Below are 24,244 nucleotides of genomic sequence, written 5' to 3' on the forward strand. Positions count from 1 at the left end.
ACGCGTCATGGTGCCGCAAGCGCCAAGGGCGCGTCCAACCGGGCCGGCCCGGGCCGGCGGCCGGCTGGTAGAATGCGCGCCTTTCCCGTCGCCGGAACCGCCGTGACCACGCCCACTCCCTCACCTACCGCGATGCGGGTGTCGACATCGACGCCGGCAACGAAGTCGTCGAGCGCATCAAGCCCCTGGTCAAGCGCACCTTCCGACCCGAGGTGATGGGCGGCCTGGGCGGCTTCGGCGCCCTGTTCGACCTGTCGAACAAGTACAAGGAGCCGGTGCTGGTCTCCGGCACCGACGGTGTCGGCACCAAGCTCAAACTGGCCCAGCAGCTGAACCGCCACGACACCATCGGCATCGACCTGGTCGGCATGTGCGTCAACGACGTGCTGGTGCAGGGCGCCGAGCCGCTGTTCTTCCTCGACTATTTCGCCACCGGCAAACTGCAGGTGGACACCACGGTCGCCGTGGTCAGCGGCATCGCCAAGGGCTGCGAGCTGTCGGGCTGCGCCCTGATCGGCGGCGAGACCGCCGAAATGCCCGACATGTACCCGCCGGGCGAATACGACCTGGCCGGTTTCTGCGTCGCCGCGGTCGAGAAGTCGAAACTCCTGGACGGCGCCAAGGTGCGCGAAGGCGACGTGCTGCTGGGCATCGCTTCCAGCGGCCCGCATTCCAACGGTTATTCGCTGGTGCGCCGCATCTACGACCGCGCCGGCCGTCCGGCCGATCTCGACGTCGGCGGCGTGAAGCTGGTGGACGCGCTGATGGCGCCGACCACGCTGTACGTGAAGCCCATCCCTGGAACTGCTCGGCAAACACGACCTGCACGCGATGGCGCACATCACCGGCGGCGGCCTGACCGAGAACATCATCCGCGTCATTCCCGATGGCCTGGGCCTGGACATCGAGGCTTCGACCATCGTGCTGCCGCCGGTGTTCGACTGGTTGCAGCGCGAAGGCGCGGTGCCGCACGAGGAAATGTGGCGCACCTTCAACTGCGGCGTCGGTTTCGTGCTGGTGCTGGCGCCGGGCGATGTCGCCGCGGTGTCGGCCGACCTGCAGCGCCTGGGCCTGGCGCACCGCGCCATCGGCCAAGTGGTGGCGGCCGGTGGCGACCAACGAGTCCGCATCGCCTGAAGCCCGTGGGAGGGACTTCAGTCCCGACCCCCGGCTTGCCGACGATTTCCGGGACTGAAGTCCCTCCCACAGGGTTGGTCCAGAGCCGCGCCGATGAGCCAGACGCCCTACCGCATCGCCGTGATGGCCTCGGGCCGCGGCAGCAACCTGCAGGCACTGCTGCAGGCGATCAGCGTGGGCACGCTGCCGGCGCGCATCGCCGGCGTTTTCTCCGACAAGCCGGCGTCCGGCGCGATCGCGCTGGCCCGCGAATCCGGCCTGCCCGCGGTGGCGCTGAGTCCGCGCGCCTATCCCTCGCGTGAAGATCACGATGAAGCGCTGTTCAGCGAAATCGAGCGTGTTCAGCCCGATCTCATCGTCTGTGCGGGATACATGCGCATCATCACCGAAGCCGCATTGCGGCGATTCGAGGCGCGCATGATCAACATCCATCCCTCCCTGCTGCCGAAGTATCCGGGCCTGGACACCCATGGCCGCGCCATCGCCGCCGGCGACCGCGAACATGGCGCCAGCGTGCACGCCGTGATCCCGGCGCTCGATGCCGGCCCGCTGCTGGGCCAGGTGCGGATCAGCGTCGAGCCCGGCGACGATGCCGCAAGGCTGGCACGGCGCCTGCTGCCACGCGAACACGCGCTGCTGGTCGCTTCGGTGGGGTTGCTGGCGTCAGGCCGCGCGCAGATTGCATCAGACCATGTCCTGTTCGATGGCCGCCCGCTCACGGCGCCGCTGCAGCTGGGCGACGACAACCGTTTCCTGGAGGCATGACCATGCGCGCTTTCCTGCTCGGGCTCGCCTTGCTGCTGCCGGTGACGGCGTCCGCCGCGGCACCGCCCAAAGCCTTCAGCGCCGACTACGAGGTGTTCCAGAACGGCGAGAAACTCGGCACCGGCAGCATCAGCCTGCGCGCGCTGCCCGACGGCCGCTGGGAACTGCACACCCGCAGCCGGGCCACCGAAGGCCTGTTCGCGATGGCGGGCGTCGAACGCAGCGAACGTTCGGTCATCGCCTGGAACGGCGGCCAGCCCGAAGTGGTCGAGTACCGGATGCAGCAGAAGGCCGGCTGGAGCGAACGCAGCCAGCTGCTGCGGGTCGATGCCGGCGCGCGCACCGTCTCGAGCACCTACAAGGACCAGACCACCGTCCTGCCCTACAGCCCGGGCCTGATCGACAAACATGGCGTCACCGCGGCGATCATGTCCGACCTGGCGGCCGGCAGACGCGGCGAGCTCGCCTACACCGTGGCCGAACGCCGCGCGGTCGAACCGCAGCGCTTCCGCACCGCCGCCAACGTGAAACTGAGAACCGCGCTGGGCCAGCTGCGGGCGGTGCGTGTCGAACGCGTGCGCGACGGCGGCGATGGCCGGGTGACCCGGATCTGGTTCGCGCGCGAACGCGGCTGGCTGCCGCTGCGCATCACCCAGGTGGAAGCCGACGGCGAAACCCTGGACATGCGGATCACCGCGATCCGCTGAGCCGGTCGCTCAGCCCGGCAGGCGGCGGATCTTTGCGCCCAGGGTTCCCAGCTTCTCTTCGATGTTCTCGTAGCCGCGGTCGATGTGGTAGATGCGATCGACCACGGTTTCGCCCTGCGCCACCAGGCCGGCCAGCACCAGCGAAGCCGACGCGCGCAGGTCGGTGGCCATGATCGGCGCGCCGGTCATGCGGGCGACGCCACGGATGATGGCGGTGTTGCCCTCGACCCGGATGTCGGCGCCCAGCCGCTGCAGCTCGTTGAGGTGCATGAAGCGGTTCTCGAAGATCGTCTCGGTGATCACGCCCACGCCTTCCGCCACCGTGTTGAGCGCCGCGAACTGCGCCTGCATGTCGGTCGGGAAAGCCGGGTACGGCGCCGTGGTGAGGTTGATCGCCTTCGGCCGCCGGCCGCGCATGTCCACCTCGATGAAGTCGGCGCCGGTATTGATGTGCGCACCGGCCTCCTCGAGCTTCACCAGCACCGCGTCCATGGTGTCGGCGCGCGACTTCTTCACCGTCACCTTGCCGCCGGTCATCGCGCCGGCGACCAGGAAGGTGCCGGCCTCGATGCGGTCGGGCAGCACGTCGTAGTGGATGCCGGCGAGGCGGTCGACGCCGTGCACGACGATGCGGTTGCTGCCGGCGCCTTCGATCTGCGCGCCCATGGCGACCAGGCAGTTGGCCAGGTCCACGACTTCGGGTTCCTGGGCGCAGTTCTCCAGCACCGTGGTGCCCTTGGCCAGCGCCGCGGCCATCAGCACGTTTTCGGTGCCGGTGACGGTGATCATGTCGAACACGTAACGACCGCCGCGCAGGCGCTCCGCGCGCGCCTTGATGAAACCATTCTCGACCGTGACCTCGGCGCCCAGCGCCTGCAGGCCGCGGATGTGCTGTTCGACCGGACGCGAACCGATGGCGCAGCCGCCGGGCAGCGACACTTCGGCATGGCCGAAGCGCGCCAGCAGCGGGCCCAGCACCAGGATCGAGGCGCGCATGGTCTTCACCAGCTCGTAGGGCGCCACGGTGCTGGTGATGAAACGCGGGTCGGCGGTGATGGTCAGCTTCTCGTCCACCATCAGCTGCACGCCCATCGCGCCCAGCAGTTCCATGGTGGTGGTGACGTCGTGCAGGTGCGGCACGTTGCCGATAGAAATCGGGCCGTCGGCCAGCAGGGTCGCCGCCAGGATGGGCAGCACGGCGTTCTTGGCGCCGGAAATCTGCACTTCGCCGTTCAGCGGTTCGCCGCCGGTGATGACAATCTTTGCCATGGTTTTCGTTCTCGGGCCTTACGCGGCGCGTTCGGCTTCTTCGGGGTCAGGGTGCGCAGCGCCAGGGCGTGGATCTCGCCGCCCATGCGCTCGCCCAGGGTGGCGTAGACCAGGCGGTGCCGGGCCAGCGGCAGCTTGCCGCGGAAGGCCTCGCAGACCACGGTGGCTTCGAAATGCACGCCGTCCTCGCCCTGCACTCGGGCCTGGGCGCCGGGCAGGCCGGTTTCGATCAGTTCCTGGATGAATTCGGGAGTCATGGGGACCGGGCGCGGGATGCCGCGCAGGCCTTACAATACGGGCCCGCATCATACTCCCAACGCCCCCGAATGACTGCCCCGAGCGTCGTACCACCCGTCCAGGATGCCGCACTGATCGCCAGCGGCCGGGCCGTCGTGGAGATCGAGACCCAGGCCCTGCAGGCCCTCCAGGCCCGGCTGGGTCCGGAATTCGCCGCCGCCTGCCGCGCGCTGCTGGCCTGCCGCGGCCGGGTGGTCTGCACCGGCATGGGCAAGTCCGGGCACATCGCCACCAAGATCGCCGCCACCCTGGCCTCCACCGGCACGCCGGCCTTCTTCATGCACCCGGGCGAAGCCAGCCACGGCGACCTGGGCATGGTGACCGACGCCGACGTCGTGCTGGCCCTGTCCAATTCGGGCGAGACCGACGAGATCCTGGCCATCGTCCCGGCGCTCAAGCGCCAGGGCAACGTGATGGTGGCGATGACCGGCCGGCCGTCGTCCAGCCTGGCCCGCCTGGCCGACCTGCATCTGGACGTCAGCGTGCCGGCCGAAGCCTGCCCGCTGGGCCTGGCCCCGACCTCCAGCACCACCGCCGCGCTGGTGATGGGCGATGCACTCGCCGTCGCCCTGCTCGACGCCCGCGGCTTCACCGCCGACGACTTCGCCCGTTCGCACCCGGCCGGCACCCTGGGCCGGCGCCTGCTGCTGCACATCCACGACGTGATGCACACCGGCGACCAGATCCCCGCGTGACCTCCGACGCCACCGCCACCGCCGCCCTGCTCGAGATGTCGCGCAAGCGCCTGGGCATGACCGCGATCGTGGATGCCGACGGCATCCTGCAGGGCGTGTTCACCGACGGCGACCTGCGCCGCGCGATCGACGACGAACACACCGACCTCAAGAACACCCCGATCTCGGCATTGATGGGCCGATCGCCCAAGACCATCGGCGCCGACGCGCTGGCGGTGGAAGCCGCGCACCTGATGGAAGAACACAAGATCAGTTCGCTGGTGGTCGTGGACGGTGCCCGCCGCGTGGTCGGCGCGCTGAACATTCATGACCTGTTGCGCGCCCGCGTGGTCTGATCCGGCCATGCTGATCAGCCCCGACGACCTCACCACCCGCGCCGCCCGCGTGCGCCTGGCCTGTTTCGACGTGGACGGCACGCTCACCGACGGCTGCCTGCACTACGACGCGCAGGGCAACGAGTCCAAGGCCTTCCACGTGCTCGATGGGCAGGGCCTGCGCCTGCTGGAAGACCACGGCATCGCCGTGGCCCTGGTCACCGCCCGTGAAAGCGCCGCCGTGCTGGCCCGGGCCCGCGACCTGGGCCTGACGCATGTACATACCGGCGTGAAGGACAAGGCCGCCTGCCTGCGCATGCTCTGCGCCAGCCTGGGCCTGGGCGCCGGCGAAACCGCGCACATGGGCGACGACCTGCCCGACCTGCCGGCGCTGGCGCTGGCCGGCCTGGCGGTGGCGCCGGCCAATGCCCATCCTGGGTGGCCGAACGCGTGCACTGGCTGACCCGCGCCCGCGGCGGCGAAGGCGCCGTGCGCGAACTCTGCGACCTGATCCTGGAGGCCCGCGGGCTGAAGTCCTCGGTGCTCGGACGCTTCGGCGCGGCATGAACCGCAGCGGCCTCAATGCCGTGCTGATGGTGTCGGCGCTGGTCCTGGGCAGCCTCGCCATCTGGCAGTGGCGCCTGCGCCAGGTACCGCCGCAGGAAGCGCCGCAGCGTTCGGACTACATCCTGCGCGACTACGAACTCACTACGCTCAACGACGCGGGCGCGGAATCCTTCACCGTGGTCGGCCCCTACCTGCAGCGCGACGTCGGCGGCAAGAGCCTGAGCCTGGTACAGCCGCGCTTCTCTTTCCCCGGCAGCGACGGCGGGCGCTGGCAGGCCCGCTCCGACAGCGCCTGGGTCAGTCCCGGCGCCGACGAGGTGCACCTGCTGGACAAGGTGCTGATGGTCGGCCCACCTTCGCCTGCCGGCCTGCGGACCCGTTTCGCGACCGAACGCCTGACCGTGCTGCCGGATGCCGAACAGGCCCGGACCGAGGAGCGGGTGACCGTCACGCAGGGCGACTCTATACTCGCCGGCACCGGCTTGCGCGCTGACATGCAGGCCAAGCGCTTCCAGCTGCTGAACGACGTCAAAGGACGATATGCGCCCCGCCGCCCCTAGCCTGATCCTCCTGGTGTGCCTGCTGGCCACCGCTCCGGTGCTGGCCAAGTCCAGCGACCGCGACCAGCCGATGGACATCGGCGCCGACCGCACCGACGCCCTGCTGGGCGACGACAGCGTGTCGACGCTGGAAGGCAACGTCCGCATCCGCCAGGGCACCATGGAAGTCGATGCCGACAAGGCCGAGATCCATCGCCGCGCCGGCGAAATCGACCGCATCGTGCTCACCGGCGCGCCGGCCCGGCTCAGCCAGATCTCCGACCAGGGCGAACGCATGGACGCGCAGGCGCGCCAGATCGTCTATACGCCGCCGAACGAGATGATGGTGCTGACCGGCAACGTCGAGATCCAGCAGCCACGCGGCAACCTGCGCGGCGAGACGATCAAGTACGACATCGCCACCGGCCGCCTCGATGGCGGCGGCGACGGCCAGCGCGTGTCCATGCGGATCCTGCCCAAGTCGGCGCCGACCAACTGATGCTGACCGCGGCAGGACTGGCCAAGAGCTACAAGTCGCGCCAGGTCGTCGGCGACTTCGGCCTGGCCCTGCGCCCGGGCGAAGTGGTCGGCCTGCTGGGGCCCAACGGCGCCGGCAAGACCACCTGCTTCTACATGATCGTCGGCCTGGTGGCGGCCGACAGCGGCCAGATCCTGCTCGACGGCAAGGACATCACCGCCCTGCCCATGCACGAACGCGCGCCGCGGCCTGGGTTACCTGCCGCAGGAAGCCTCCGTGTTCCGCAAGCTCAGCGTGGCCGACAACATCGCCGCCGTGCTGGAGCTGCGCACCGACCTGGAAGCGCACGGCCGCGCACGCGAACTGTCGGCACTGCTTGAGGAACTGCAGATCGGCCACGTGGCGGGCCAGTCCGGCGCCAGCCTGTCCGGCGGCGAGCGTCGCCGGGTCGAGATCGCCCGCGCCCTGGCCGCCAACCCGCGTTTCATGCTGCTGGACGAACCCTTCGCCGGCGTCGACCCGATCTCTGTCGGCGAGATCCAGAAGATCGTGCGCCACCTCAAGCAGCGCGGCATCGGCGTGCTGATCACCGACCACAACGTGCGCGAGACCTTGGGTATCTGCGACCGGGCGTATATCCTCAATGCCGGCACCGTGCTGGCCCAGGGTTCGCCCGAGGCCGTGCTGGCCAACCCCGACGTGCGTCGCGTCTACCTCGGCGACTCCTTCCGCCTGTAGTAGTCCGGTGCCGCCGCCCCCGCGGAGCGCCATGAAGCCCACCCTCCAGACCCGGCTAGGCCAACAGCTTTCCCTGACGCCCCAGCTGCGCCAGGCGATCCGGCTGCTGCAGCTTTCCGCCCTGGAACTGGAGGCCGAGCTGAACGCGGCCGTCGAATCCAACCCGCTGCTTGAGCACGAGGAGGACGAGGAACCCGACGCCGAATTCGTGCCGGAGAACGCGGGCGACAAGCCGGACGAGGCCCCCTCCGGCGAAACCGCCGGCGACAGCCCGGACAGCGACGATTTCGGCCCGGGCGAGGAGCCCGAGTGGTACGAATCCAGCGCGGGTGGCAATGATCGCCGCGGCAACGGCGAGGATGAACCGGACGAGATGACCCCGGCCGCCCCCGTGGACCTGCACGGCCACCTGCTCTGGCAGCTCCAGCTCAGCCACCTCAGCGACCGCGACCTGGCGATCGGCCATGCCCTGATCGAGGCCATCAACGACGACGGCTATCTGGAAGGCCCGCTGGAGGACATAAAGGCGGCGCTTTCACCGCAGATCGAAGCCGATACGGCCGAGATCGAAACCGTTCTGCACATCATCCAGCACTTCGACCCGGTCGGCGCCGGTGCCCGCAACCTGTCGGAATGCCTGTGCGTGCAGCTGAGCCTGCTCAGCCCGGACACCCCGGGCCTGGCCCTGGCCCGCGAAGTCTGCCGTCGGCATCTCGACGCCCTGGCCCGCCTGGGCGCGGCGCGATTGGCCTCCCAGTTGGGAGAACCCGTCGAAACCATGGACCAGGCCGTCAGCCTGCTGCGTTCGCTCGACCCCAAACCCGGCGCCCAGATCAGTGCCGGCGAAGCCGAATACATCACGCCCGACGCCATCGCCTATCGCCAGGGCGGCGTCTGGAAGGTGGTGCTGGCGGCGGGCAGCCAGCCGCGGCTGGCCATCAACCGGCACTACGAGCGCCTGATCGGCAAGGCCAGCCGCGAGGACGACCATTACCTCAAGAGCCAGCTGCAGGAAGCCCGCTGGCTGATCAAGAGCCTGGAAACCCGGGCCGATACCCTGGTCCGGGTGGCCCGCGCCATCGTCCGCCAGCAGAGTGGCTTCCTGGACCACGGCAGCGAGGCCATGCGACCCCTGACCCTGCGCGAGGTCGCGGAAGAGCTGGGCCTGCACGAATCCACCATCTCCCGCGCCACCACCCGCAAGTACCTGCGGACCCCACGCGGGACCTTCGAGTTCAAGCACTTCTTCAGCTCGGGCATCGCCACCGACCATGGCGGCGCCGCCTCGGCCACCGCCATCCAGGCCATGCTGCGCAAGCTGATCGATGCCGAAAACCCGCGCACCCCCTTTCCGACCAGCGGCTGGCCGAAATACTGAAGGCAGAAGGCATCCCCGTGGCACGGCGAACCGTGGCAAAATACCGCGAAGCGATGAACATCTCCGCCTCCAACGAGCGGCAGCGGCTGGGTTGAGGCCCGAATCCATGGCGAACGCCGGCCATCGCCTTCTGGGCGAAAAAGTTCCCCCTTTGTTCCAGCCCGGTCACGGTGCGTTGCCGTCGGCCGTGGTTTTCTGTGCGTGACCCAAACAGGAGGATCGTGATCATGCGGATCGACATCAGCGGCCACCAGATCGACGTCACCCCGGCCCTGCGCGACTACGTGCAGGACAAGTTCGCGCGCGTGTCCCGCCACTACGACCACCACCTCGATGCCCGCGTCATCCTGTCCGTGGACAAGCTCGACCAGAAGGCCGAAGCCACCCTGTCCACGCCCGGCAAGACCCTGTTCGCCGACGCGATCGCACCCGACATGTACGCCGCCATCGACCTGCTCTCGGACAAGCTCGACCGCCTGCTGGTGAAGCAGAAGGAAAAGATGACCGACCACCACCGCGGCGAATCCGCTGCCCGTTCGGACAGTTTCGGCTGACCCATGCACCTGCTCGACCTGCTCAGCCCGGCCCGCGTGCGGGCCAACGCCGCCGTCACCGGCAAGAAGCGACTGCTCGAACAGCTTTCGAAGCTGTTGTCCGAGGGCGGCGGCGAGGGCGAACGCGCCATCTACGACAGCCTGTGCGGGCGTGAACGCCTGGGCAGTACCGGCCTGGGCCACGGCGTCGCCATCCCGCACGGGCGCAGTGCCCGTGCGGCGGTCGCAGCCGGCGCCTTCCTGCGGCTGAGCGAACCGGTGGATTTCGGCGCACCCGATGGCGAGCCGGTGGACCTGGTGTTCGCCCTGGTCGTGCCCGAGCACTACGCCCAGCAGCACCTGTTGCTGCTGGCCAGTCTCGCCGAGATGTTCGGCGATGCCGCCTTCCGCCAGCAACTGCGCCAGGCCTCCGATTCGGCGGCGCTGTTCGCGCTGCTGTCGGACTGGCAGGCCGCGCACCCGGCGGCGGCCTGAGATGGCCGACCGCCTGCGCGCCCGCGAGCTGTTCGAGGAACTGGGCGAGCGGCTCGAACTGCGCTGGCTGGCGGGACAACGCGGCGGCGAACGCGTGCTCGAACGCGGCGAACACCTCTCGCGCCGCCCGTCGCTGGCGGGTTACCTCAACGTCATCCATCCCAACAAGGTGCAGATCATCGGTTCGGCCGAGCTGTCCTGGCTGGACGGGCTGGACGCGCGCCAGCGCTGGGAAGTGCTGCAGAAGATCATGGATTCGCGGCCGCTGGCGATGGTCATCACCCAGAACCAGACCTGCCCGGCCGACCTGCGCGATGCGGTCGAGGAGTCGGACACGCCGCTCTGGGTCTCGCCGCGCCGCGGTTACGAACTGCTGAACCTGCTGCAGTACCACCTGGCGCGTTCGCTGGCGCCGCGGGTGACGCTGCATGGCGTGTTCATGGAGATCTACTCGATCGGCGTGCTGATCACCGGCGACTCGGGGCTGGGCAAGAGCGAGCTCGCGCTCGAGTTGATCAGCCGCGGCCACCGCCTGGTCGCCGACGACGCGCCCGAATTCACCCAGATCGCGCCCGACGTGCTCGACGGCACCTGCCCCGACCTGCTGCAGGACCTGCTGGAAGTGCGCGGCCTGGGCGTGATGAACATCCGCCAGATGTTCGGCGACACCGCGGTGAAGAAGAACAAGTACCTGCGCCTGGTCGTGCACCTGGTGCGCGCGCAGGAACCCTCGCTGGAAGCGATGGCGCGCATCACCGGAGAGTCCGGCAGCCGCCAGGTCCTCGACCTAGAGGTTCCGGTGGTCGAACTGCCCGTGGCCGCCGGCCGCAACCTGGCCGTGCTGGCCGAAGCGGCGGTGCGCCTGCACCTGCTGCGCAGCAAGGGCATGGACCCGGCCGCGGCCTTCCTGGCCCGGCACAGCGAATTCCTGCAGCAAGGCGAACATTCATGAGCGACGGCACCCGTCCCCTGCTGATCGTCGTCAGCGGCATGTCCGGCTCGGGCAAATCGGTGGCGCTGAACACGCTGGAGGACCTGGACTTCTTCTGCACCGACAACCTGCCGGCGGAACTGCTGCCGCGCTTCGTGCGCAGCGTGGCGGGCGAGGAATCCGGCCGCACCCGGCTGGCGGTGGGCATCGATGTACGCAACCGCACCCCGGACCTGGCGCGCATCCCGCAATGGCTGTCGGAAGTCGGCGAACTGGGTTTCGACCACAAGCTGGTGTATTTCGACACCCGCGACGAGGTGCTGTTGAAGCGTTACTCCGACACCCGCCGCAAACACCCGCTGAGCCACGGCGGGCTGCCGCTGGCCGACGCCATCAGGCTCGAACGCGAGCGCATGCGCCCGCTGCAGGCCATCGCCGACCTGGTGATGGACACCTCCGAACTCAACGTGCACCAGATGCGCCGGCAGGTGATCACCGAACTGGGCATCGGCGCCAGCCAGGGGCTGTCGCTGCTGTTCGAATCCTTCGCCTACCGACGTGGCCTGCCGGCGGACGCCGACTTCATCTTCGACGCCCGTGCGCTGCCCAACCCGCACTGGGACGCGCGCCTGCGGCCACTGTCGGGTCGCGACACCGCGGTGCGCGAGCACCTGGAGCAGGACCCGAACGTGCGTGCCTACGCCGAGCAGGTGACAGCGTTCCTGGAAACGTGGATCCCGCGCTTCGAGGCCGAAACCCGCAGCTACCTCACCGTCGCCTTCGGCTGCACCGGCGGCCGGCACCGCTCGGTCTACCTGGCCGAACGCCTGGCCGCGCATTTCCGCACGCAGGGCCGCGACGGCGTGCTCAGCTTCCACCGCGAACTCGAATAACCCCTCTCCCGGGCTCAGCGTGCCAGCCAGGCCTCGATGCCGGCGCGGTCGTGCGCGCGCAGCAGGCTGCGCGCCCGCCGCCGCAGGCTGGCCAGGTCTGACTCGCGCACCGCGCGCCGGACTTCCAGCAGGGTGGCCGGATGCAGGCTGAAGTCGCGCAGGCCCAGGGCCAGCAGCAGCGGCACGTTGGCGGCCTCGCCGGCCATCTCGCCGCAGACCGCCACCGGGATGCCGTTGCGGCGACCGTAGGAGAACAGTTCGCCGAGCAGTCGCAGCACCGAAGGGTGGCGCGGCGTGTACAGCGTGGCCAGCGACTCGTGGCCGCGGTCCACCGCCAGCAGGTACTGCACCAGGTCGTTGGTGCCGACCGAAACGAAGTCCACCAGGTCGATGAAGTCCGGCAGGCCGAGTGCCGCGGCGGGCACCTCGATCATGGCGCCGAACTCGACCCGTTCGCCCGCCTGCACGCCCTCGACCCGCAATGATTCGCGCGCGTGTTCGACCATCTCCAGCACCGACAGCATCTCCTCGCGGCAGCAGACCATCGGCACCAGCACCCGCACCGGGCCATAGGCGGCGGCACGCAGGATCGCCCGCAGCTGGGTCAGGAACAGCGGCTCGTGCGCCAGCGACAGGCGCACGCCGCGCAGGCCCAGCGCCGGGTTCGGTTCGCTGCGCAGGGCCAGGCCGGTGTGGTCGGCCTTGTCGGCGCCCAGGTCGAGCGTGCGGATGGTGACCACGCGCCCGGCCATGCCCAGTACCAGGTCGCGGTAAGCGAGGAACTGCTCGTCTTCGGTCGGCAGCTCGCGCCGCTGCAGGAACAGGAATTCGGTGCGGTACAGGCCGATGCCGTCGGCACCCAGCGCATGCGCCTCGGCCACGTCCTCGCGCGATTCGGCATTGGCGTAGAGGCGGATGTCGACGCCGTCCACGGTGCGCGTGGGCTGGCGGCGCAGGCGCGAAAGCTGGGCCTGCTCGCGACCGATCTCGGCCTGGCGGCGGTGGTAGCGCTTGAGGTCGGCGGCATCGGGCTCCAGCACCAGTTCGCCGCTGGCCGCGTCCATCATCAGCGCGTCGCCGTCGTTGGCGTGCGCCAGGATATCGGCCGCGCCCAGCACCAGCGGCAGGTGCAGGCTGCGCGCCAGGATGGCGCTGTGCGACAGCGGGCTGCCGGTGGCCGCGACCACGCCCACCACGCCCTGCGACTGCAGTTCGGCCAGCTCGGAAGGCGCGATGGTCTCGCACACCAGGATCTCGCCCGAGAGGCCCACCGCGCCGTCGTCGCCGCGCCGGTGCAGTGCAGCGTGCACGCGGCCGATCACATGGTCCAGGTCCTCGCGCCGGCTGCGGAAATAATCGTCGTGCATGCCCTCGAACACCGAGGCCAGGCGGTCGCGCTGCAGCTTCAGGGCGTAGTCGGCACTGTAGCGGCCGGTGCTGACCAGGTCGTCGAGCCCCTGCAGCAGCTCGGGGTCGTCCAGGATCATCACGTGCAGGTCCAGGAATTCGCCCACTTCATGCGCCAGGGCGCCGTGCAGCCGTTCGCGCAGGCCATGCAGTTCGGCGCGGGCGGCGTCCAGGGCACGGTGCAGGCGTTGGATCTCGTCGGGGACTTCTTCGGCCTCGATGCGCCGTTCGTCCACCACCAGGGCCTGCGGATGCCGGACCCGCACGCGTCCCAGCGCGATCCCGCGCGACGCCCCCTGGCCGCGCAGCGCCCGCCGCATCAGTCGTCCTCGTCGAATCGGCGCTCGAACAGCGCCGCCACCGAAGCCGCCGCCGCGGCTTCATCTTCGCCGTCCACTTTCAGCAGCAGGGTGGCCCCGGGTGCGGCGGCCAGCAGCAGCACGCCCATGATGGACTTGGCGTTCACTTCGCGGCCGCGGCCGGTCAGCGTCGCCTGGGACTTGAATCCGGACAGCAGCTGCACGAGCTTGGCCGCGGCGCGGGCATGCAGGCCGAGGCGGTTGCTGACATGTAGTTCGCGTTCAAGCATCGTCGATCACCACGCCGTTGCGCGCGCCGGCGGCGGCGGTGCGCGCGAGTTCGTCCAGGGGTTGTTCGGGGTAGTTCTGCACGCGCAGCAGCATCGGCAGGGACAGGCCGCTGACACGCTGCGCCGGGGTGCCGAGCCGGGAAAGTTTTTCCGCGATCCGGGCCGGGGTGGCGCCGTACAGGTCCACCAGCATCAGCACGCCGTCGCCGGCATCCACTTTGCGCAGGGCGGCGCTGGCGGCCGGCAGTTGGGCGTCGGCGTCGGCTTCCCAGTCGGCTTCGAAGGTTTCGGTGGCCAGGGGCAGCGGGCCCAGCAGCAGCCGCGCCGCGGCCAGCAGCGGGGTACCGACGCCTTGGTGGCTCAGGAGCAGGATGCCAACGGACATGCCGAAACCTTACCAGACGGCCGTGAATTCCGTCTTGGCCCTTGGCGGGCCAAGCAGGACCCTGGTCATGTCTGTTCTTTGCCGGGCTCGTTCCTGGCGATAGGCCGCCGTACGTGAGGTCGCTTTCCGGGGACGCCGTGAACCCATCCATGGGGCTCTTCGAAAACGTCCATGTTTTCGAAGCCCCGGAAAGCGACCTCACGCACGACGACCTGCGGACCGTCAGGGCCGGACCATCGGATTTTGGGAAGCTCGCAATCTTGCGAAGCAAGCCGGGATGGTAGGCGCGGACACACAAGCCCCCGCATAATGTGCCGGCCTTCCCGGGAGCCGCCTGATGGCCGAAGCCGTCCGCCACGACAAGACCGCTCGGCAGCTCCGGCTGCTGTCGGACGCGCTCGACACCGGCCGCCTGGGCCCGGTGCGGCGCCTGGTGAACAGCCTGTCGCCGGCCGAGATCGGCAACCTGCTCGAGTCCCTGCCCGCCGGCAAGCGAGAGATCGTGTGGGGCCTGGTCGATCCCGAAGACGACGGCGAAGTGCTGGTGCACGTCGGCGACGATGTGCGCGAAAGCCTGCTGGCCGACATGGACCCCGACGAAATCGTCGCCGCGGTCGAAGACCTGGACATCGACGACCTGGCCGAACTGGCCGAGGACCTTCCCGACACGGTGATCGAGGAAGTCCTGAAGTCCATGGACCGCGAGAACCGCGAACGCCTGGAACAGGTGCTGAGCTACGGCGAGGACACCGCCGGCCGCCTGATGAACCCGGACGTGATCACGGTGCGCACCGACGTCACCGTGGACGTCGTGCTGCGCTACCTGCGCCTGCGCGGCGAGATCCCCGAACACACCGACCACCTGTTCGTGGTCAGCCGCCGGCACCAGTACCTGGGCCGCGTCGCGATCGCGTCGCTGCTCACCCACGACGCCTCCACGCCGATCAACGAACTGATCGACGGACAGCAGCCGGCGATCCCGGTTGACACGTCGGCCAACGAGGTCGCCACCCAGTTCTCCGACCACGACTGGATCTCGGCACCGGTGGTGGACGAAAACAACATCCTGCTCGGCCGCATCACCATCGACGACGTCGTGGACATCATCCGCGACCACGCCGCGCACCAGGCCCTGAGCGCCGCCGGCCTCAACGAGGACGAGGACCTGTTCAGCCCGGTGCCGCGCGCCGCCGCGCCGGCGGGCGATCTGGCTGGGCATCAACCTGGCCACGGCCTTCCTCGCATCGTGGGTGATCGGCCGTTTCACCGGCACGCTGGAGCAACTGGTCGCGCTGGCGGTGCTGATGCCGATCGTCGCCAGCATGGGCGGCGTCGCCGGCACCCAGACCCTGACCCTGATGGTGCGCGGCATGGCGCTGGGCCAGGTCGGCAGCGGCAACCTGCGCGCGCTCTTCAGCAAGGAAGCACTGGTCGGCTTCCTCAATGGCATCGTCTGGGCGATCGTGGTCGGCGTGATTTCCGCACTGTGGTTCAGCGATCCGAAGCTCGGCGCGGTGATCGCGGCGGCGATGGCGATCAACCTGGTCACCGCCGCGCTCGCGGGCGTGGGCGTGCCCTTGATCCTGCGGCGCATGAACATCGACCCGGCGCTGGCCGGCGGCGTGGTGCTGACGACCATCACCGACGTGATGGGTTTCTTCTCCTTCCTGGGCCTGGCCACCCTGGTGCTGCTGCGCTGACATGGGCACGGCCTTCCTGCACCGCCTCGCGAAGCTGCCCAATGCCTGGCTGCTGCTGTCGCTGATCACGCTGGTGGTGCTGTACCCCTTCGTGGAGCCTTCCCCGGGCGGCCACGCCGCGATCGCGGTGTTCGACCTGGTGATCCTGGTGCTGGCCCTGCGCGCCGCGCGCGCCAGCGGGCCGGAGGCACGCATCGGCTACGTGCTGGTGTGGCCGGCGATGATCCTGCACACCTGCGCGTCCTTCATTCCCGGCCCCGGCTTCGTGCTCGCCAACCTGGCCACGCAGGCGATGTTCCATGCCTTCGTGGTGGTCTGCCTGCTGCGCTACATGCTGCGCGACGAAGTGATGACGCTGGACGAGCTGTTCGCCGCCGCCGGCCTGTACGTGCTGATGGCCTTCGTCTTCGCCTACCTGTATGCGCTTATCGAGCGCGTGGTGCCTGGCTCGTTCTTCATCAATCCGGCCAACAATCCCGATGGCGTCACGGCCTGGTGGGACCTGCTGTATTTCAGCTTCACCTGCCTCACCAGCGTCGGTTTCGGCGAGATCACCCCGGTCAGCAACCACGCGCGTTCGCTGGTGATGATCGAGCAGATGATCGGCGTGCTGTACCTGGCGCTGATCATCTCGAGGCTGGTGACGCTGCAGGCACGCCGCCGCGGTGGCGACGCCTGACCGGAACGTCCGGATGGACGTTCCCGCCTAACGTGGTGTCGGTTTGCCCTGTTCGGCCAGGGTGAGCGCGACCTTGTCGCGCAGGTAGGCAGGTTCGAGCGCGTCGGCGGCGATGGCGCGACCCAGGTCGAAATCACGCACTGCCAGTCGCGCCAGATCGGCGGCATGCGGCAACGCGGCCGCATCGAACCCGGTCAGCAAGCCGGCCAGACGTTGCGCCAGTGCGCCGTTCTCTGCGCCGAATCCGCTGCCGACGCCATGGCGCGGGCCCGTCGGCTGTGGCGCCTGCGATGGCGGCACGATGATCTCATCGCTCACTGCAGACACCAGGCCATCGGCATCACGCACGAAGTCCCCCAGGTAGACCTCGCCCATGCGGGCATCGATCGCGGCCAGGAAACGCTCGCCCTGCCCCTGCATCGCCAGCACGGCGAGCGTGGAGACCGGCAGCACCGGCCGGTCCAGCGCCAGTGCCAGGCCCTGCACGATGGCGATGGCCAGTCGCACGCCGGTGAAGGCGCCGGGGCCACGGCCGACGGCGATGGCGTCGAGCTGGGACTTGCGCAGGCCGGCTTCGGCCAGCAACTGTTCGGCCCAGGGCAGCACCAGCTGGGTGTGGCGGCGCGGCGCGAGTTCGTGCAGCTCGCGCACGTCGCCGTCCATGTGCAGCGCGACCGAACAGGCTTCGGTGCTGGTCTCGATCGCCAGCAGTTTCATGTCCCGTCCTCTTCGACCGCCTGCGGCGGCATCACCGGGGATTCTGGCGCAAAAAACGCCTGCACGTCGGCCAGTACGCGGGTGCGCGGCATCGGCGGCAGGCTGTCGAGGAACAGGCGGCCGTAGGCCTTGCCGACCAGGCGCGGGTCGCACAGCACCAGCACGCCGCGGTCGGAGTAGCTGCGGATCAGGCGGCCGACGCCCTGCTTGAGTGCGATCACCGCCTGCGGCAGCTGTTCGTCGCGGAAGGGATTGCCGCCATTGCGGCGCACCGCTTCCAACCGCGCCTCCAGCACCGGGTCGTCCGGCGCGGCGAACGGCAGGCGGTCGATCACCACCACGCTCAGTGCCTCACCGGCGACGTCCACGCCTTCCCAGAAGCTGGCGGCGCCCAGCAGCACGCCGTTGCCGGACGCGCGGAACTGTTCCAGCAGGGTGTTGCGCGGCGCGGTTCCCTGCACGAACAGCGGCCAGGGCGCGTCACGCATCATCTCGGCGGCTTCGCGCAGGGCGCGGTGCGAGGTGAACAGCAGGAAGGCGCGGCCGTTCGAGGCTTCCAGCACCGGCCACACGGCATCGAGCATGGCGCCGACGTAGTCGCGGCTGTTGGGTTCGGGCAGGTTGCGCGGCAGGTAACACAGCGCCTGACCAGGCCAGTCGAAAGGGCTGGGCTGCAGCAGTTCGCGTGGATCGTCGAGGCCCAGGCGCTTGCCGATGTGTTCGAAGTCGCCGGCCACGGCCAGCGTCGCCGAGGTGAATATCCAGGCGGCGCGGCTCTGCTCGCGGTATTTGCGCAGCGGGCCGGAAACGTCCAGCGGCGTGCGCTGCAGGGTGAAGCCCCGCTGTGTCAGCTCATACCACCGCACCGAAAATGAACAAGCCGATCCAGGTTCATTTTCATCGACGGATGAAAATGAACCTGATCGGCTTGTTCAGGATTTTCAGCCGGATCATCGCGCCAGGCCCGCAACCGCCGCACCAGCTCTACCGCCCGGTCCGAACACGCTGCGAAACCCGGCGAGGCATCCGCCAGTGGCCCAAGTACACGCTGCAATTCCGACAGCGCATGTTCCAGCGCATCCAGTGCCGGGGCACCGATGGCAGCGCCAGCATGCGCGCCTTCGGCCCACGCTGCGGCAGCTTGTCCATCGCCAGGCGCAGGTCGCGCATGGCCTGTTCCAGGCCGCGGGCCGGGCCGAGCACGGTGGCCAGCGAGGCCGTGACGTTCTTGCATTCGGCCAACGAGTCACGGGACAGGTCCAACAACTGCCGCGCCCCCAGCCCCTCCCCGAAGAACTGCGCCGCGAGCTCGGGCAGTTGATGCGCTTCATCAAGCACGAACGCCGCCGCCCCCGGCAGGATCTCCCCGAACCCTTCCTGCTTGATCGCCAGATCCGCCAGCAACAGGTGATGGTTCACCACCACCACGTCCGCCGCCTGCGCCTGCTGCCGCGCCTTGGCGACGAAACATTCGCTCCAGAACGGGCATTCGCCGCCCAGGCAGTTGTCGGCGGTCGAGGTGACCTGAGGCCACAGCGGCGAATCCTCGGCGATGTCGGCCAGTTCGGACAGGTCGCCGCGCATCGTGCGCGCGGCCCAGGCGACCACGCGCTGGAACTGCGCGGCGACTTCGCGCGACTGGAATTTTTCGCCCTTGGCCTGCTCCAGCCGGTACTGGCACAGATAGTTCGCACGGCCCTTGAGCAGCGCTGTCTTCAGTCCTGCACCCAGCGCCGCGCGCACCCGCGGCAGGTCGCGGTGGTAGAGCTGGTCCTGCAGCGCGCGGGTGCCGGTGGAAATGATGGTGCGCTGGCCCGAAAGCAGCGCCGGCACCAGGTAGGCGTAGGTCTTGCCGGTGCCGGTGCCGGCTTCGGCGACCAGGGTGGCGCGCTGGTCCATGGCCGTGGCCACTGCTTCCGCCAGCTGGCGTTGCGCTTCGCGCGGCGAAAACCCCTCCAGCCCTTCCGCCAGCGGCCCACCGGCGGCCAGCGCGGCACGCGTGCGTTCGGCCAGGTCGTCCACTTACATGCGAACCGGCAGCGGCACCGCGCAGGCCTCGGCCTGGCGGCGCGCGACCTCGGCGGCATCGGTCATGCCGCGCGCTTCGCGGGAATAGCGGATCGTGCTCCAGCTGCGGCGGCACAGGCCGCCGAGTTTCGTGCCCTTTTCGTAGGCCTCGTTGGCCTGGCGTTCGGCCTCGACCCACTTGCGGCGCAGCAGGCTGATCTCGGCACGCCATTGCAGCAGTTCGTTGTCGCCAGGGGTGATCGCCAGTGCGCTTTCGATCGCGGCCGCGGCGGCCTTGTAATCGCCATGCGCCTCCAGCACTTCGGCCCGCGCGCGCAATTCATCCACGCGGGGGTCGCGCACCGGCTGCACGAACAGTTCGTCGTCACCGGCGCTGGCCAAGCGGATCGCCACCACCATCGCCACTGGATCAAGCCTGGCCGCAGGCGCACCGCGAGCAGGCGGCGGGGCATCGCTGCTGCAGGCCACCAGGCCCAGCAGCAACAGGCTCGTCAGCAACCTAGTCATCACGGCGCGCATCCCGGTCACGTCTTTCATTTTTTGTTCGCCTTCATCGTCGCCACCGAACCGGAACCAGTCCAGCCAACTGCGTTCGACGCAGCTCACGTGCTCGGGCGGCAGGTAACCGGCCACGAAGGCATAGCGGCGTGCACCCTCGCAGCTCTCCTCGGTGGTGGCGAATTCCTCCGCCGCCACCCAGCCCCACTCCAGGCCTTCGCCGCCGACCTGCAGCGGCGCACTGGGCAGCTTGCTGAACAGCGCCGACCAGACCCGCATCGCACCGGTGGCGCCGTAGAGGCCGGTGGGTTCGTTCTTGTCGTTGCCGACCCAGACCACGGCAAGGTGGTCGCCGGTGTAACCCGCGAACCAGCTGTCGCGGCTGTCGTTGCTGGTGCCGGTCTTGCCGGCGGCGTTGAGCCGGCCCAGGCCGTCGGCCAGCAGTGGCCGGCCGGTGCCGCGCGTCACCGCGTCCTGCAGCGCCAGCGTCACCAGGCGTGCGGCGATGGCGTCGCCTTCCTTGGCCGGTTCGGCATTGAAGTCGTATCGGTTGATCGCCTTGCCCTTGGTGTCCACCACGCCGCGCACCGCGCGCAGCGGCTGGATCTGGCCGCCGGACGCGAGGAACTGGTAGACCTGCGCCATCGCGAACGGACTGAGGTCCACCGAACCCAGGATCAGCGACGGGTTGGCCGGCGCACGCAGGCCCGCCAGAACTTTCAGCAATTCCGCCAGGCGTTCGGGGCCGACGTCCATGCCCACGCGCACCGTCGCCTGGTTGTAGGAATGCGCCAGCGCATCGCCCAGGCTGACGCGGCCGTGGCTGCGGCCATCGGAATTTTCCGGATTCCAGGTCTTGCCGTTGGGCAGGACAAGGTTCACAGGCGAGTCTTCGACCGGCGTGGCCAGCGACCAGGCGCCCGGCTGCGCCAGCGCCAGCAGGTAGACCATCGGTTTGAGCAGCGAACCCACCGGCCGCTGCGCTTCGAGCGCGCGGTTGAATCCCGGCGTGTCGGTGTTGCGGTTGCCGACCATGGCCAGCACTTCGCCGGTGCGCGTGTCGGTCACCACCATGCCGGACTGCAGCGCCGGCCCATCCTTGCGCTGCACCTTCGCCAGCGTGCCGCTGACCGCCTGCTCGGACAACAGCTGGGCCGAGGGCGAGAGCGTGGTCATCACAGCCAGGCCGGCACCGCGCAGCGCGTCGGCCGGGTAGTCGCGCGCCAGCTGGCGGCGCACCAGGTCCATGAAGGCGGGGTTGCGGTTGCGGGTCACGCCCGGGCGCGCGCTCACCGCCAGCGGCGCGGCGCGGGCGCGTTTGGCCTCGGTGGCATCGATCAGGTCCAGCTGCTGCCACACGTTCAGCACCAGGTCGCGGCGCGCCTTGGCAGCCTCGGGTTTGCGCCGCGGGTCGTACAGCGAAGGCCCTGGATCATGCCCACCATCAGCGCCATGTCCTCGGTGCGCAGGCTGCCCAGTTCCCGGCCGAACCAGAACTCCGAGGCGGCGGCGACACCATGGATGGTCTGGTTGCCCTGCTGGCCCAGGTAGACCTGGTTGAGGTAGGCCTCGAGGATGCGCTGCTTGTCGTAACGCGCCTCGATGATCACCGAGTAGGCGATTTCCCTGAACTTGCGGCTCCAGCGTTTCTCGCGGGTCAGGAACAGGCTGCGCACCAGCTGCTGGGTCAGCGTGCTGGCGCCCTGTTCGAGTTCGCCCTCGCGCACGTTCACCCACATCGCGCGCATCATTCCCCAGGGGTCGATGCCGTGGTGGTGCTTGAAGTCGCGGTCCTCGACCGCCTGCAGGCCGGTGACCAGCAGCGAGGGCACTTCCTTGAGCTGCACCAGCCGGCGCTCTTCCTGCACGTTGCCGTACAGGGTGGCGATGCGGGCCGGGTCGATGCGGGCGCTGTCGAGCTTGCGGTCGGCGCGGCGGTCGCGCAGCGCGGCGACGCGGCCACCGGACAGCGTCACTTCCAGGCGCTGCGCCGGCACCGGCCCGTCCAGGTCGGTGAAGCTGCGGCTGCCGATGTGGAAACGGTCGCGGTCGCGCGAATAGGTGCCCGGCAGGTCGCCGCCGGCGTCCTTGCGGTAGGCGGCGGCGATCAGCTCGAGTTCGAGGGTGGGGGCATCCAGGCGCAGGCCCGGCTCCAGGCGCAGCGGTCGTGCGTAGACCCGGGTCGGCACCTGCCAGGCCAGTTGTTCGAATTCCTTGCGCACCTGCTTGTCCAGCACCCAGAACACCGGCACGCCGATGCCCAGCGCCAGGCCCAGGGCCAGCAGTGCGCCGCGCACGGCCCATTTCCGCCAACGGGGACGGACGGAACCGGAGCCAGATTTTTGGGGGAGCGCTACGAGGCACGGACATGGATAATCCGGAGGTGCGGCGAGTCTAGCAGGCCGCAATACCCGCGCCCCAACCCGAGACTGAATGCCCCGCATGGATGCCCCCTCCCTTCCGGTCCTCAGCGTCTGGACCGACGCCGACGACTCTTCGCGTCGCCTGCCCGGCCTGGAGGATCGTGTGCCGGGCTGCGCAGCGTCGCCCGCACAGGCCCTGGAGCGCGCCCGCGAACAGTTCCCGGGCCGGGACGTCCTGTTGCTCCGGGCCGATGCGGAACTTCCAGACGGACTGTGGCCACGGCTGGAAGCCGCCTGGCGCGAAGGCGACTGGGATGTGCTTTCGGTACTCGACGGCAGTTGGCCGATCTTTGCCGCCGGACTCGACACGCCCGCCCGCGACACCCTGGCCGCACGTGCCGGCGACCGCACCGGCGTCGCCTGGCAGGGCTGGTCCGGCATCTGCTCGCTGTGGCGCGGCAGCCGGCTCGCCGGCGACCCGACGGCACCGGGGGCTGGCGTGCACGGCGCCCTGCTGTCCTGCATCTACGTCGGCCCCGGGTTGGCCACCACGATGTCATCGCTGCCGCCAGCGCTGGTCCAGCTGTCCGAACGCTTCGCGGCGCCGGCGAATCCCGCGCCACGTGACGCCGCGTTGGGACTGGTTGACGAACGCGACCTCGAGATCGCCCGGCTGGAAGACTACATCCGCGAGCTCGACCAGCAGCTCGCCGATGCCCATGGTTATTACCAGAGGGACAGCGTGGACCTGGCCCTGCAGCGTGACGTGGCCGTCGGCCAGCGCGACGAAGCGGAGGCGGTGCTGCGGCGGATCCAGGGCAGCCTGTTGTGGCGGCTGACGGCATGGCCCCGGCGGCTGCTCTCGAGCCTGCATGCCATGGCCATCGCCGCGGCGTACCACGTCCGCCACCTGCGTTCGCTTTCCGCGCGCGGCCTGTCCAGCCTGCGCGCCAGGGGCCTTGCCGGCACCCTGGAGCGCCTGCGCGAGCGCCGCAGCAAACCCGTCAAACCCGCGCTCCCGTTGACGCAGGCCCAGAACAACGATGACAGCGCGCTTCGCCTGCCGCGGCATGCCAACCCGCGCGCGAGCATCATCATCCCGGTCTACAACCAACTTCATTTCACCCTGGCCTGCCTTCGTTCGCTCACCGCCTGTGGCGACCACGCCTCATTCGAGGTGATCGTGGTGGACGACAGCTCCAGCGACAGCACGCCGCGGGTCGTGCCCAGCATTCCCGGACTGCGCTACCACCGCAATCCCCGCAACCTGGGTTTCATCGGCGCCTGCAACGCCGGCGCCGAGCTCGCAAACGGCGACTACTGGTCTTCCTCAACAACGACACGACGGTCCAGCCCGGTTGGCTCGACGCGCTGCTGGCGACCTTCGAAACCCACCCGGACACCGGCCTGGCCGGCAGCAAGCTGGTGTATCCCGACGGGCGCCTGCAGGAGGCGGGTGGCATCGTGTTCACGGACGGCACCTGCTGGAACTACGGCCGTTTCGAGGACCCTGACCACCCGCGCTACAATTTCGTGCGCGAGGTCGACTACTGCTCGGGTGCCGCGATCGCGCTGCGGCGCGACCTGTTCCTGCGCCTGGGCGGCTTCGACAGCCACTACGCCCCCGCCTACTACGAAGACACCGACCTGGCGATGCGCATCCGCGAACAGGGCCTGAAGGTGCGTTACCAGCCGGCGTCGGTGGTGATCCACCACGAAGGCATCAGTTCGGGCACCGATGTGCGCGGCGGCGTGAAGAGCCACCAGCTGAGCAACCAGAAACGTTTATGGAGCGCTGGGGCGCGCAACTCGCCGCCTCGCACGCCCGGCCCGGCAGCAACCCCGAACATTCCAGCGAACGGGGCCGGACCCGACAGGTGCTGCTGCTCGACGCCTGCACGCCGACGCCCGACCGCGACTCCGGCTCGGTACGCATGCTGGCCCTGATGCGCCTGCTGCGGAGGAAGGCAGCGCGGTGGCGTTCTTCCCGGAAAACCGCGCCCATGACGGCCGCTACACGACGGCGATCCAGCAGATGGGCATCGAAGCCTGGTGGCAGTCGGCCCTGGGCGACGTGCCGCGCTGGCTCGCCAGGCACGGCCGGCGCTTCGACACCATCATCGTCAGCCGCCACTACGTACT

General features: G+C 69.4%; 17 protein-coding genes and 9 pseudogenes. 17 read left to right on the top strand and 9 right to left on the bottom strand.

The features are described from left to right. The first annotated feature begins 146 nt into the window (after positions 1-146). The 3 genes and pseudogenes from purM to FRZ33_RS14865 all read left to right on the top strand — a co-directional run bounded on the left by purM (position 147) and on the right by FRZ33_RS14865 (position 2,609). Positions 147-1,137, top strand: a pseudogene (gene purM, locus FRZ33_RS14855) (phosphoribosylformylglycinamidine cyclo-ligase). A 93-nt stretch (positions 1,138-1,230) separates the two neighbouring features. Further along, positions 1,231-1,902 carry a phosphoribosylglycinamide formyltransferase gene (gene purN, locus FRZ33_RS14860; RefSeq protein WP_146910518.1) on the top strand — a complete coding sequence of 224 codons (672 nt, stop codon included), beginning with the start codon at positions 1,231-1,233 and terminating at the stop codon, positions 1,900-1,902. Between the two features lie 2 nt (positions 1,903-1,904). Next, on the top strand, positions 1,905-2,609 hold the full coding sequence (locus FRZ33_RS14865; protein WP_158637262.1) for a DUF3108 domain-containing protein: 705 nt from the start codon (positions 1,905-1,907) through the stop codon (positions 2,607-2,609). Positions 2,610-2,618: 9 nt separating this feature from the next. On the opposite strand, the gene murA is transcribed toward FRZ33_RS14865, so the two are convergent. Both murA and FRZ33_RS14875 read right to left on the bottom strand, forming a co-directional pair. Next, a complete protein-coding gene (gene murA, locus FRZ33_RS14870; protein ID WP_146910520.1) occupies positions 2,619-3,878 on the bottom strand; it encodes a UDP-N-acetylglucosamine 1-carboxyvinyltransferase in 1,260 nt (419 codons plus the stop codon). Next, entirely contained in the window at positions 3,842-4,135 is a 294-nt protein-coding gene (locus FRZ33_RS14875) for a BolA family protein (RefSeq protein WP_146910521.1), read from the bottom strand. Before FRZ33_RS14875 ends, murA begins: the two co-directional genes overlap by 37 nt. Positions 4,136-4,204: 69 nt before the next feature. Here FRZ33_RS14875 and FRZ33_RS14880 point away from each other — a divergent pair. The 10 genes and pseudogenes from FRZ33_RS14880 to rapZ all read left to right on the top strand — a co-directional run bounded on the left by FRZ33_RS14880 (position 4,205) and on the right by rapZ (position 11,736). After that, positions 4,205-5,205 (top strand): annotated as a pseudogene (locus FRZ33_RS14880) (KpsF/GutQ family sugar-phosphate isomerase). Positions 5,206-5,212: 7 nt separating this feature from the next. Beyond that, positions 5,213-5,751, top strand: a pseudogene (locus FRZ33_RS14885) (KdsC family phosphatase). Further along, positions 5,748-6,311, top strand: coding sequence for an LPS export ABC transporter periplasmic protein LptC (gene lptC / locus FRZ33_RS14890; protein WP_146910522.1), 564 nt, complete (start codon positions 5,748-5,750; stop codon positions 6,309-6,311). Before FRZ33_RS14885 ends, lptC begins: the two are co-directional and overlap by 4 nt. Positions 6,312-6,324: 13 nt before the next feature. Next, positions 6,325-6,789: a lipopolysaccharide transport periplasmic protein LptA gene (lptA, locus tag FRZ33_RS14895; protein WP_158637263.1), complete on the top strand. Its 465-nt coding sequence runs from the start codon at positions 6,325-6,327 to the stop codon at positions 6,787-6,789. Beyond that, positions 6,789-7,506: pseudogene (gene lptB, locus FRZ33_RS14900) on the top strand (LPS export ABC transporter ATP-binding protein). The gene lptA and the pseudogene lptB overlap by 1 nt, the downstream one beginning before the upstream one ends. A 31-nt stretch (positions 7,507-7,537) precedes the next feature. Then, a pseudogene (locus FRZ33_RS14905) lies at positions 7,538-8,979 on the top strand (RNA polymerase factor sigma-54). Between the two features lie 132 nt (positions 8,980-9,111). Next, complete coding sequence (hpf, locus tag FRZ33_RS14910; RefSeq protein WP_146910524.1) at positions 9,112-9,438, top strand: ribosome hibernation-promoting factor, HPF/YfiA family; 327 nt, start codon at positions 9,112-9,114, stop codon at positions 9,436-9,438. 3 nt (positions 9,439-9,441) lie between these two features. Beyond that, positions 9,442-9,912 carry a PTS sugar transporter subunit IIA gene (locus FRZ33_RS14915; protein WP_146910525.1) on the top strand — a complete coding sequence of 157 codons (471 nt, stop codon included), beginning with the start codon at positions 9,442-9,444 and terminating at the stop codon, positions 9,910-9,912. A 1-nt stretch (position 9,913) separates the two neighbouring features. Continuing rightward, entirely contained in the window at positions 9,914-10,864 is a 951-nt protein-coding gene (gene hprK / locus FRZ33_RS14920; protein ID WP_146910526.1) for an HPr(Ser) kinase/phosphatase, read from the top strand. After that, positions 10,861-11,736 (top strand): RNase adapter RapZ, encoded by an 876-nt coding sequence (gene rapZ, locus FRZ33_RS14925; protein ID WP_146910527.1) that lies wholly within the window; start codon positions 10,861-10,863, stop codon positions 11,734-11,736. The genes hprK and rapZ overlap by 4 nt, the downstream gene beginning before the upstream one ends. Positions 11,737-11,750: 14 nt before the next feature. Here rapZ and ptsP read toward each other — a convergent pair whose 3' ends face one another. Genes ptsP through FRZ33_RS14940 form a run of 3 tightly spaced genes read right to left on the bottom strand, consistent with a single transcriptional unit; the run spans position 11,751 to position 14,117 of the window. Further along, on the bottom strand, positions 11,751-13,463 hold the full coding sequence (ptsP, locus tag FRZ33_RS14930; protein ID WP_146910528.1) for a phosphoenolpyruvate--protein phosphotransferase: 1,713 nt from the start codon (positions 13,461-13,463) through the stop codon (positions 11,751-11,753). Next, complete coding sequence (locus FRZ33_RS14935) at positions 13,463-13,732, bottom strand: HPr family phosphocarrier protein (RefSeq protein WP_146910529.1); 270 nt, start codon at positions 13,730-13,732, stop codon at positions 13,463-13,465. The genes ptsP and FRZ33_RS14935 overlap by 1 nt, the downstream gene beginning before the upstream one ends. Next, positions 13,725-14,117: a PTS sugar transporter subunit IIA gene (locus FRZ33_RS14940; protein ID WP_146910530.1), complete on the bottom strand. Its 393-nt coding sequence runs from the start codon at positions 14,115-14,117 to the stop codon at positions 13,725-13,727. The genes FRZ33_RS14935 and FRZ33_RS14940 overlap by 8 nt, the downstream gene beginning before the upstream one ends. A 337-nt stretch (positions 14,118-14,454) precedes the next feature. On the opposite strand from FRZ33_RS14940, the pseudogene mgtE reads away from it, so the two are divergent. Next, a pseudogene (mgtE, locus tag FRZ33_RS14945) lies at positions 14,455-15,817 on the top strand (magnesium transporter). 1 nt (position 15,818) lies between these two features. Beyond that, the gene (locus tag FRZ33_RS14950; RefSeq protein WP_146910531.1) at positions 15,819-16,496 is read left to right on the top strand and encodes a potassium channel family protein; all 678 of its coding nucleotides are present in this window, start codon (positions 15,819-15,821) and stop codon (positions 16,494-16,496) included. A gap of 27 nt (positions 16,497-16,523) precedes the next feature. On the opposite strand, the gene tsaB is transcribed toward FRZ33_RS14950, so the two are convergent. The 4 genes and pseudogenes from tsaB to mrcB all read right to left on the bottom strand — a co-directional run. After that, the gene (gene tsaB / locus FRZ33_RS14955) at positions 16,524-17,213 is read right to left on the bottom strand and encodes a tRNA (adenosine(37)-N6)-threonylcarbamoyltransferase complex dimerization subunit type 1 TsaB (RefSeq protein WP_146910532.1); all 690 of its coding nucleotides are present in this window, start codon (positions 17,211-17,213) and stop codon (positions 16,524-16,526) included. Further along, positions 17,210-19,235, bottom strand: a pseudogene (yoaA, locus tag FRZ33_RS17900) (DNA repair helicase YoaA). The gene tsaB and the pseudogene yoaA overlap by 4 nt, the downstream one beginning before the upstream one ends. Further along, the gene (locus tag FRZ33_RS17990) at positions 19,236-19,778 is read right to left on the bottom strand and encodes a tetratricopeptide repeat protein (RefSeq protein ID WP_484463049.1); all 543 of its coding nucleotides are present in this window, start codon (positions 19,776-19,778) and stop codon (positions 19,236-19,238) included. Positions 19,779-19,856: 78 nt separating this feature from the next. Further along, positions 19,857-22,036, bottom strand: a pseudogene (mrcB, locus tag FRZ33_RS14970) (penicillin-binding protein 1B); the annotation flags it as partial. A 943-nt stretch (positions 22,037-22,979) separates the two neighbouring features. Here mrcB and FRZ33_RS16590 point away from each other — a divergent pair. Then, positions 22,980-23,363, top strand: a pseudogene (locus FRZ33_RS16590) (glycosyltransferase family 2 protein); the annotation flags it as partial. Between the two features lie 23 nt (positions 23,364-23,386). After that, positions 23,387-24,049: a glycosyltransferase family 2 protein gene (locus FRZ33_RS14975; protein WP_425480641.1), complete on the top strand. Its 663-nt coding sequence runs from the start codon at positions 23,387-23,389 to the stop codon at positions 24,047-24,049. Positions 24,050-24,244 lie beyond the last annotated feature (195 nt).

This window comes from Arenimonas daejeonensis (genome assembly GCF_007993735.1).
Lineage (GTDB): Bacteria > Pseudomonadota > Gammaproteobacteria > Xanthomonadales > Xanthomonadaceae > Arenimonas > Arenimonas daejeonensis.

What these genes read in the sequence shown, in the direction of transcription:
- purN (WP_146910518.1), top strand. Translation starts at nt 1,231, where the DNA reads ATGAGCCAGACGCCCTACCGCATCGCCGTGATGGCCTCGGGCCGCGGC.
- FRZ33_RS14940 (WP_146910530.1), bottom strand. Translation starts at nt 14,117, where the DNA reads ATGTCCGTTGGCATCCTGCTCCTGAGCCACCAAGGCGTCGGTACCCCG.
- hpf (WP_146910524.1), top strand. Translation starts at nt 9,112, where the DNA reads ATGCGGATCGACATCAGCGGCCACCAGATCGACGTCACCCCGGCCCTG.
- rapZ (WP_146910527.1), top strand. Translation starts at nt 10,861, where the DNA reads ATGAGCGACGGCACCCGTCCCCTGCTGATCGTCGTCAGCGGCATGTCC.
- FRZ33_RS14935 (WP_146910529.1), bottom strand. Translation starts at nt 13,732, where the DNA reads ATGCTTGAACGCGAACTACATGTCAGCAACCGCCTCGGCCTGCATGCC.
- FRZ33_RS14915 (WP_146910525.1), top strand. Translation starts at nt 9,442, where the DNA reads ATGCACCTGCTCGACCTGCTCAGCCCGGCCCGCGTGCGGGCCAACGCC.
- FRZ33_RS17990 (WP_484463049.1), bottom strand. Translation starts at nt 19,778, where the DNA reads ATGAAAGACGTGACCGGGATGCGCGCCGTGATGACTAGGTTGCTGACG.
- hprK (WP_146910526.1), top strand. Translation starts at nt 9,914, where the DNA reads ATGGCCGACCGCCTGCGCGCCCGCGAGCTGTTCGAGGAACTGGGCGAG.
- ptsP (WP_146910528.1), bottom strand. Translation starts at nt 13,463, where the DNA reads ATGCGGCGGGCGCTGCGCGGCCAGGGGGCGTCGCGCGGGATCGCGCTG.
- FRZ33_RS14865 (WP_158637262.1), top strand. Translation starts at nt 1,905, where the DNA reads ATGCGCGCTTTCCTGCTCGGGCTCGCCTTGCTGCTGCCGGTGACGGCG.
- FRZ33_RS14950 (WP_146910531.1), top strand. Translation starts at nt 15,819, where the DNA reads ATGGGCACGGCCTTCCTGCACCGCCTCGCGAAGCTGCCCAATGCCTGG.
- murA (WP_146910520.1), bottom strand. Translation starts at nt 3,878, where the DNA reads ATGGCAAAGATTGTCATCACCGGCGGCGAACCGCTGAACGGCGAAGTG.
- tsaB (WP_146910532.1), bottom strand. Translation starts at nt 17,213, where the DNA reads ATGAAACTGCTGGCGATCGAGACCAGCACCGAAGCCTGTTCGGTCGCG.
- FRZ33_RS14875 (WP_146910521.1), bottom strand. Translation starts at nt 4,135, where the DNA reads ATGACTCCCGAATTCATCCAGGAACTGATCGAAACCGGCCTGCCCGGC.
- lptC (WP_146910522.1), top strand. Translation starts at nt 5,748, where the DNA reads ATGAACCGCAGCGGCCTCAATGCCGTGCTGATGGTGTCGGCGCTGGTC.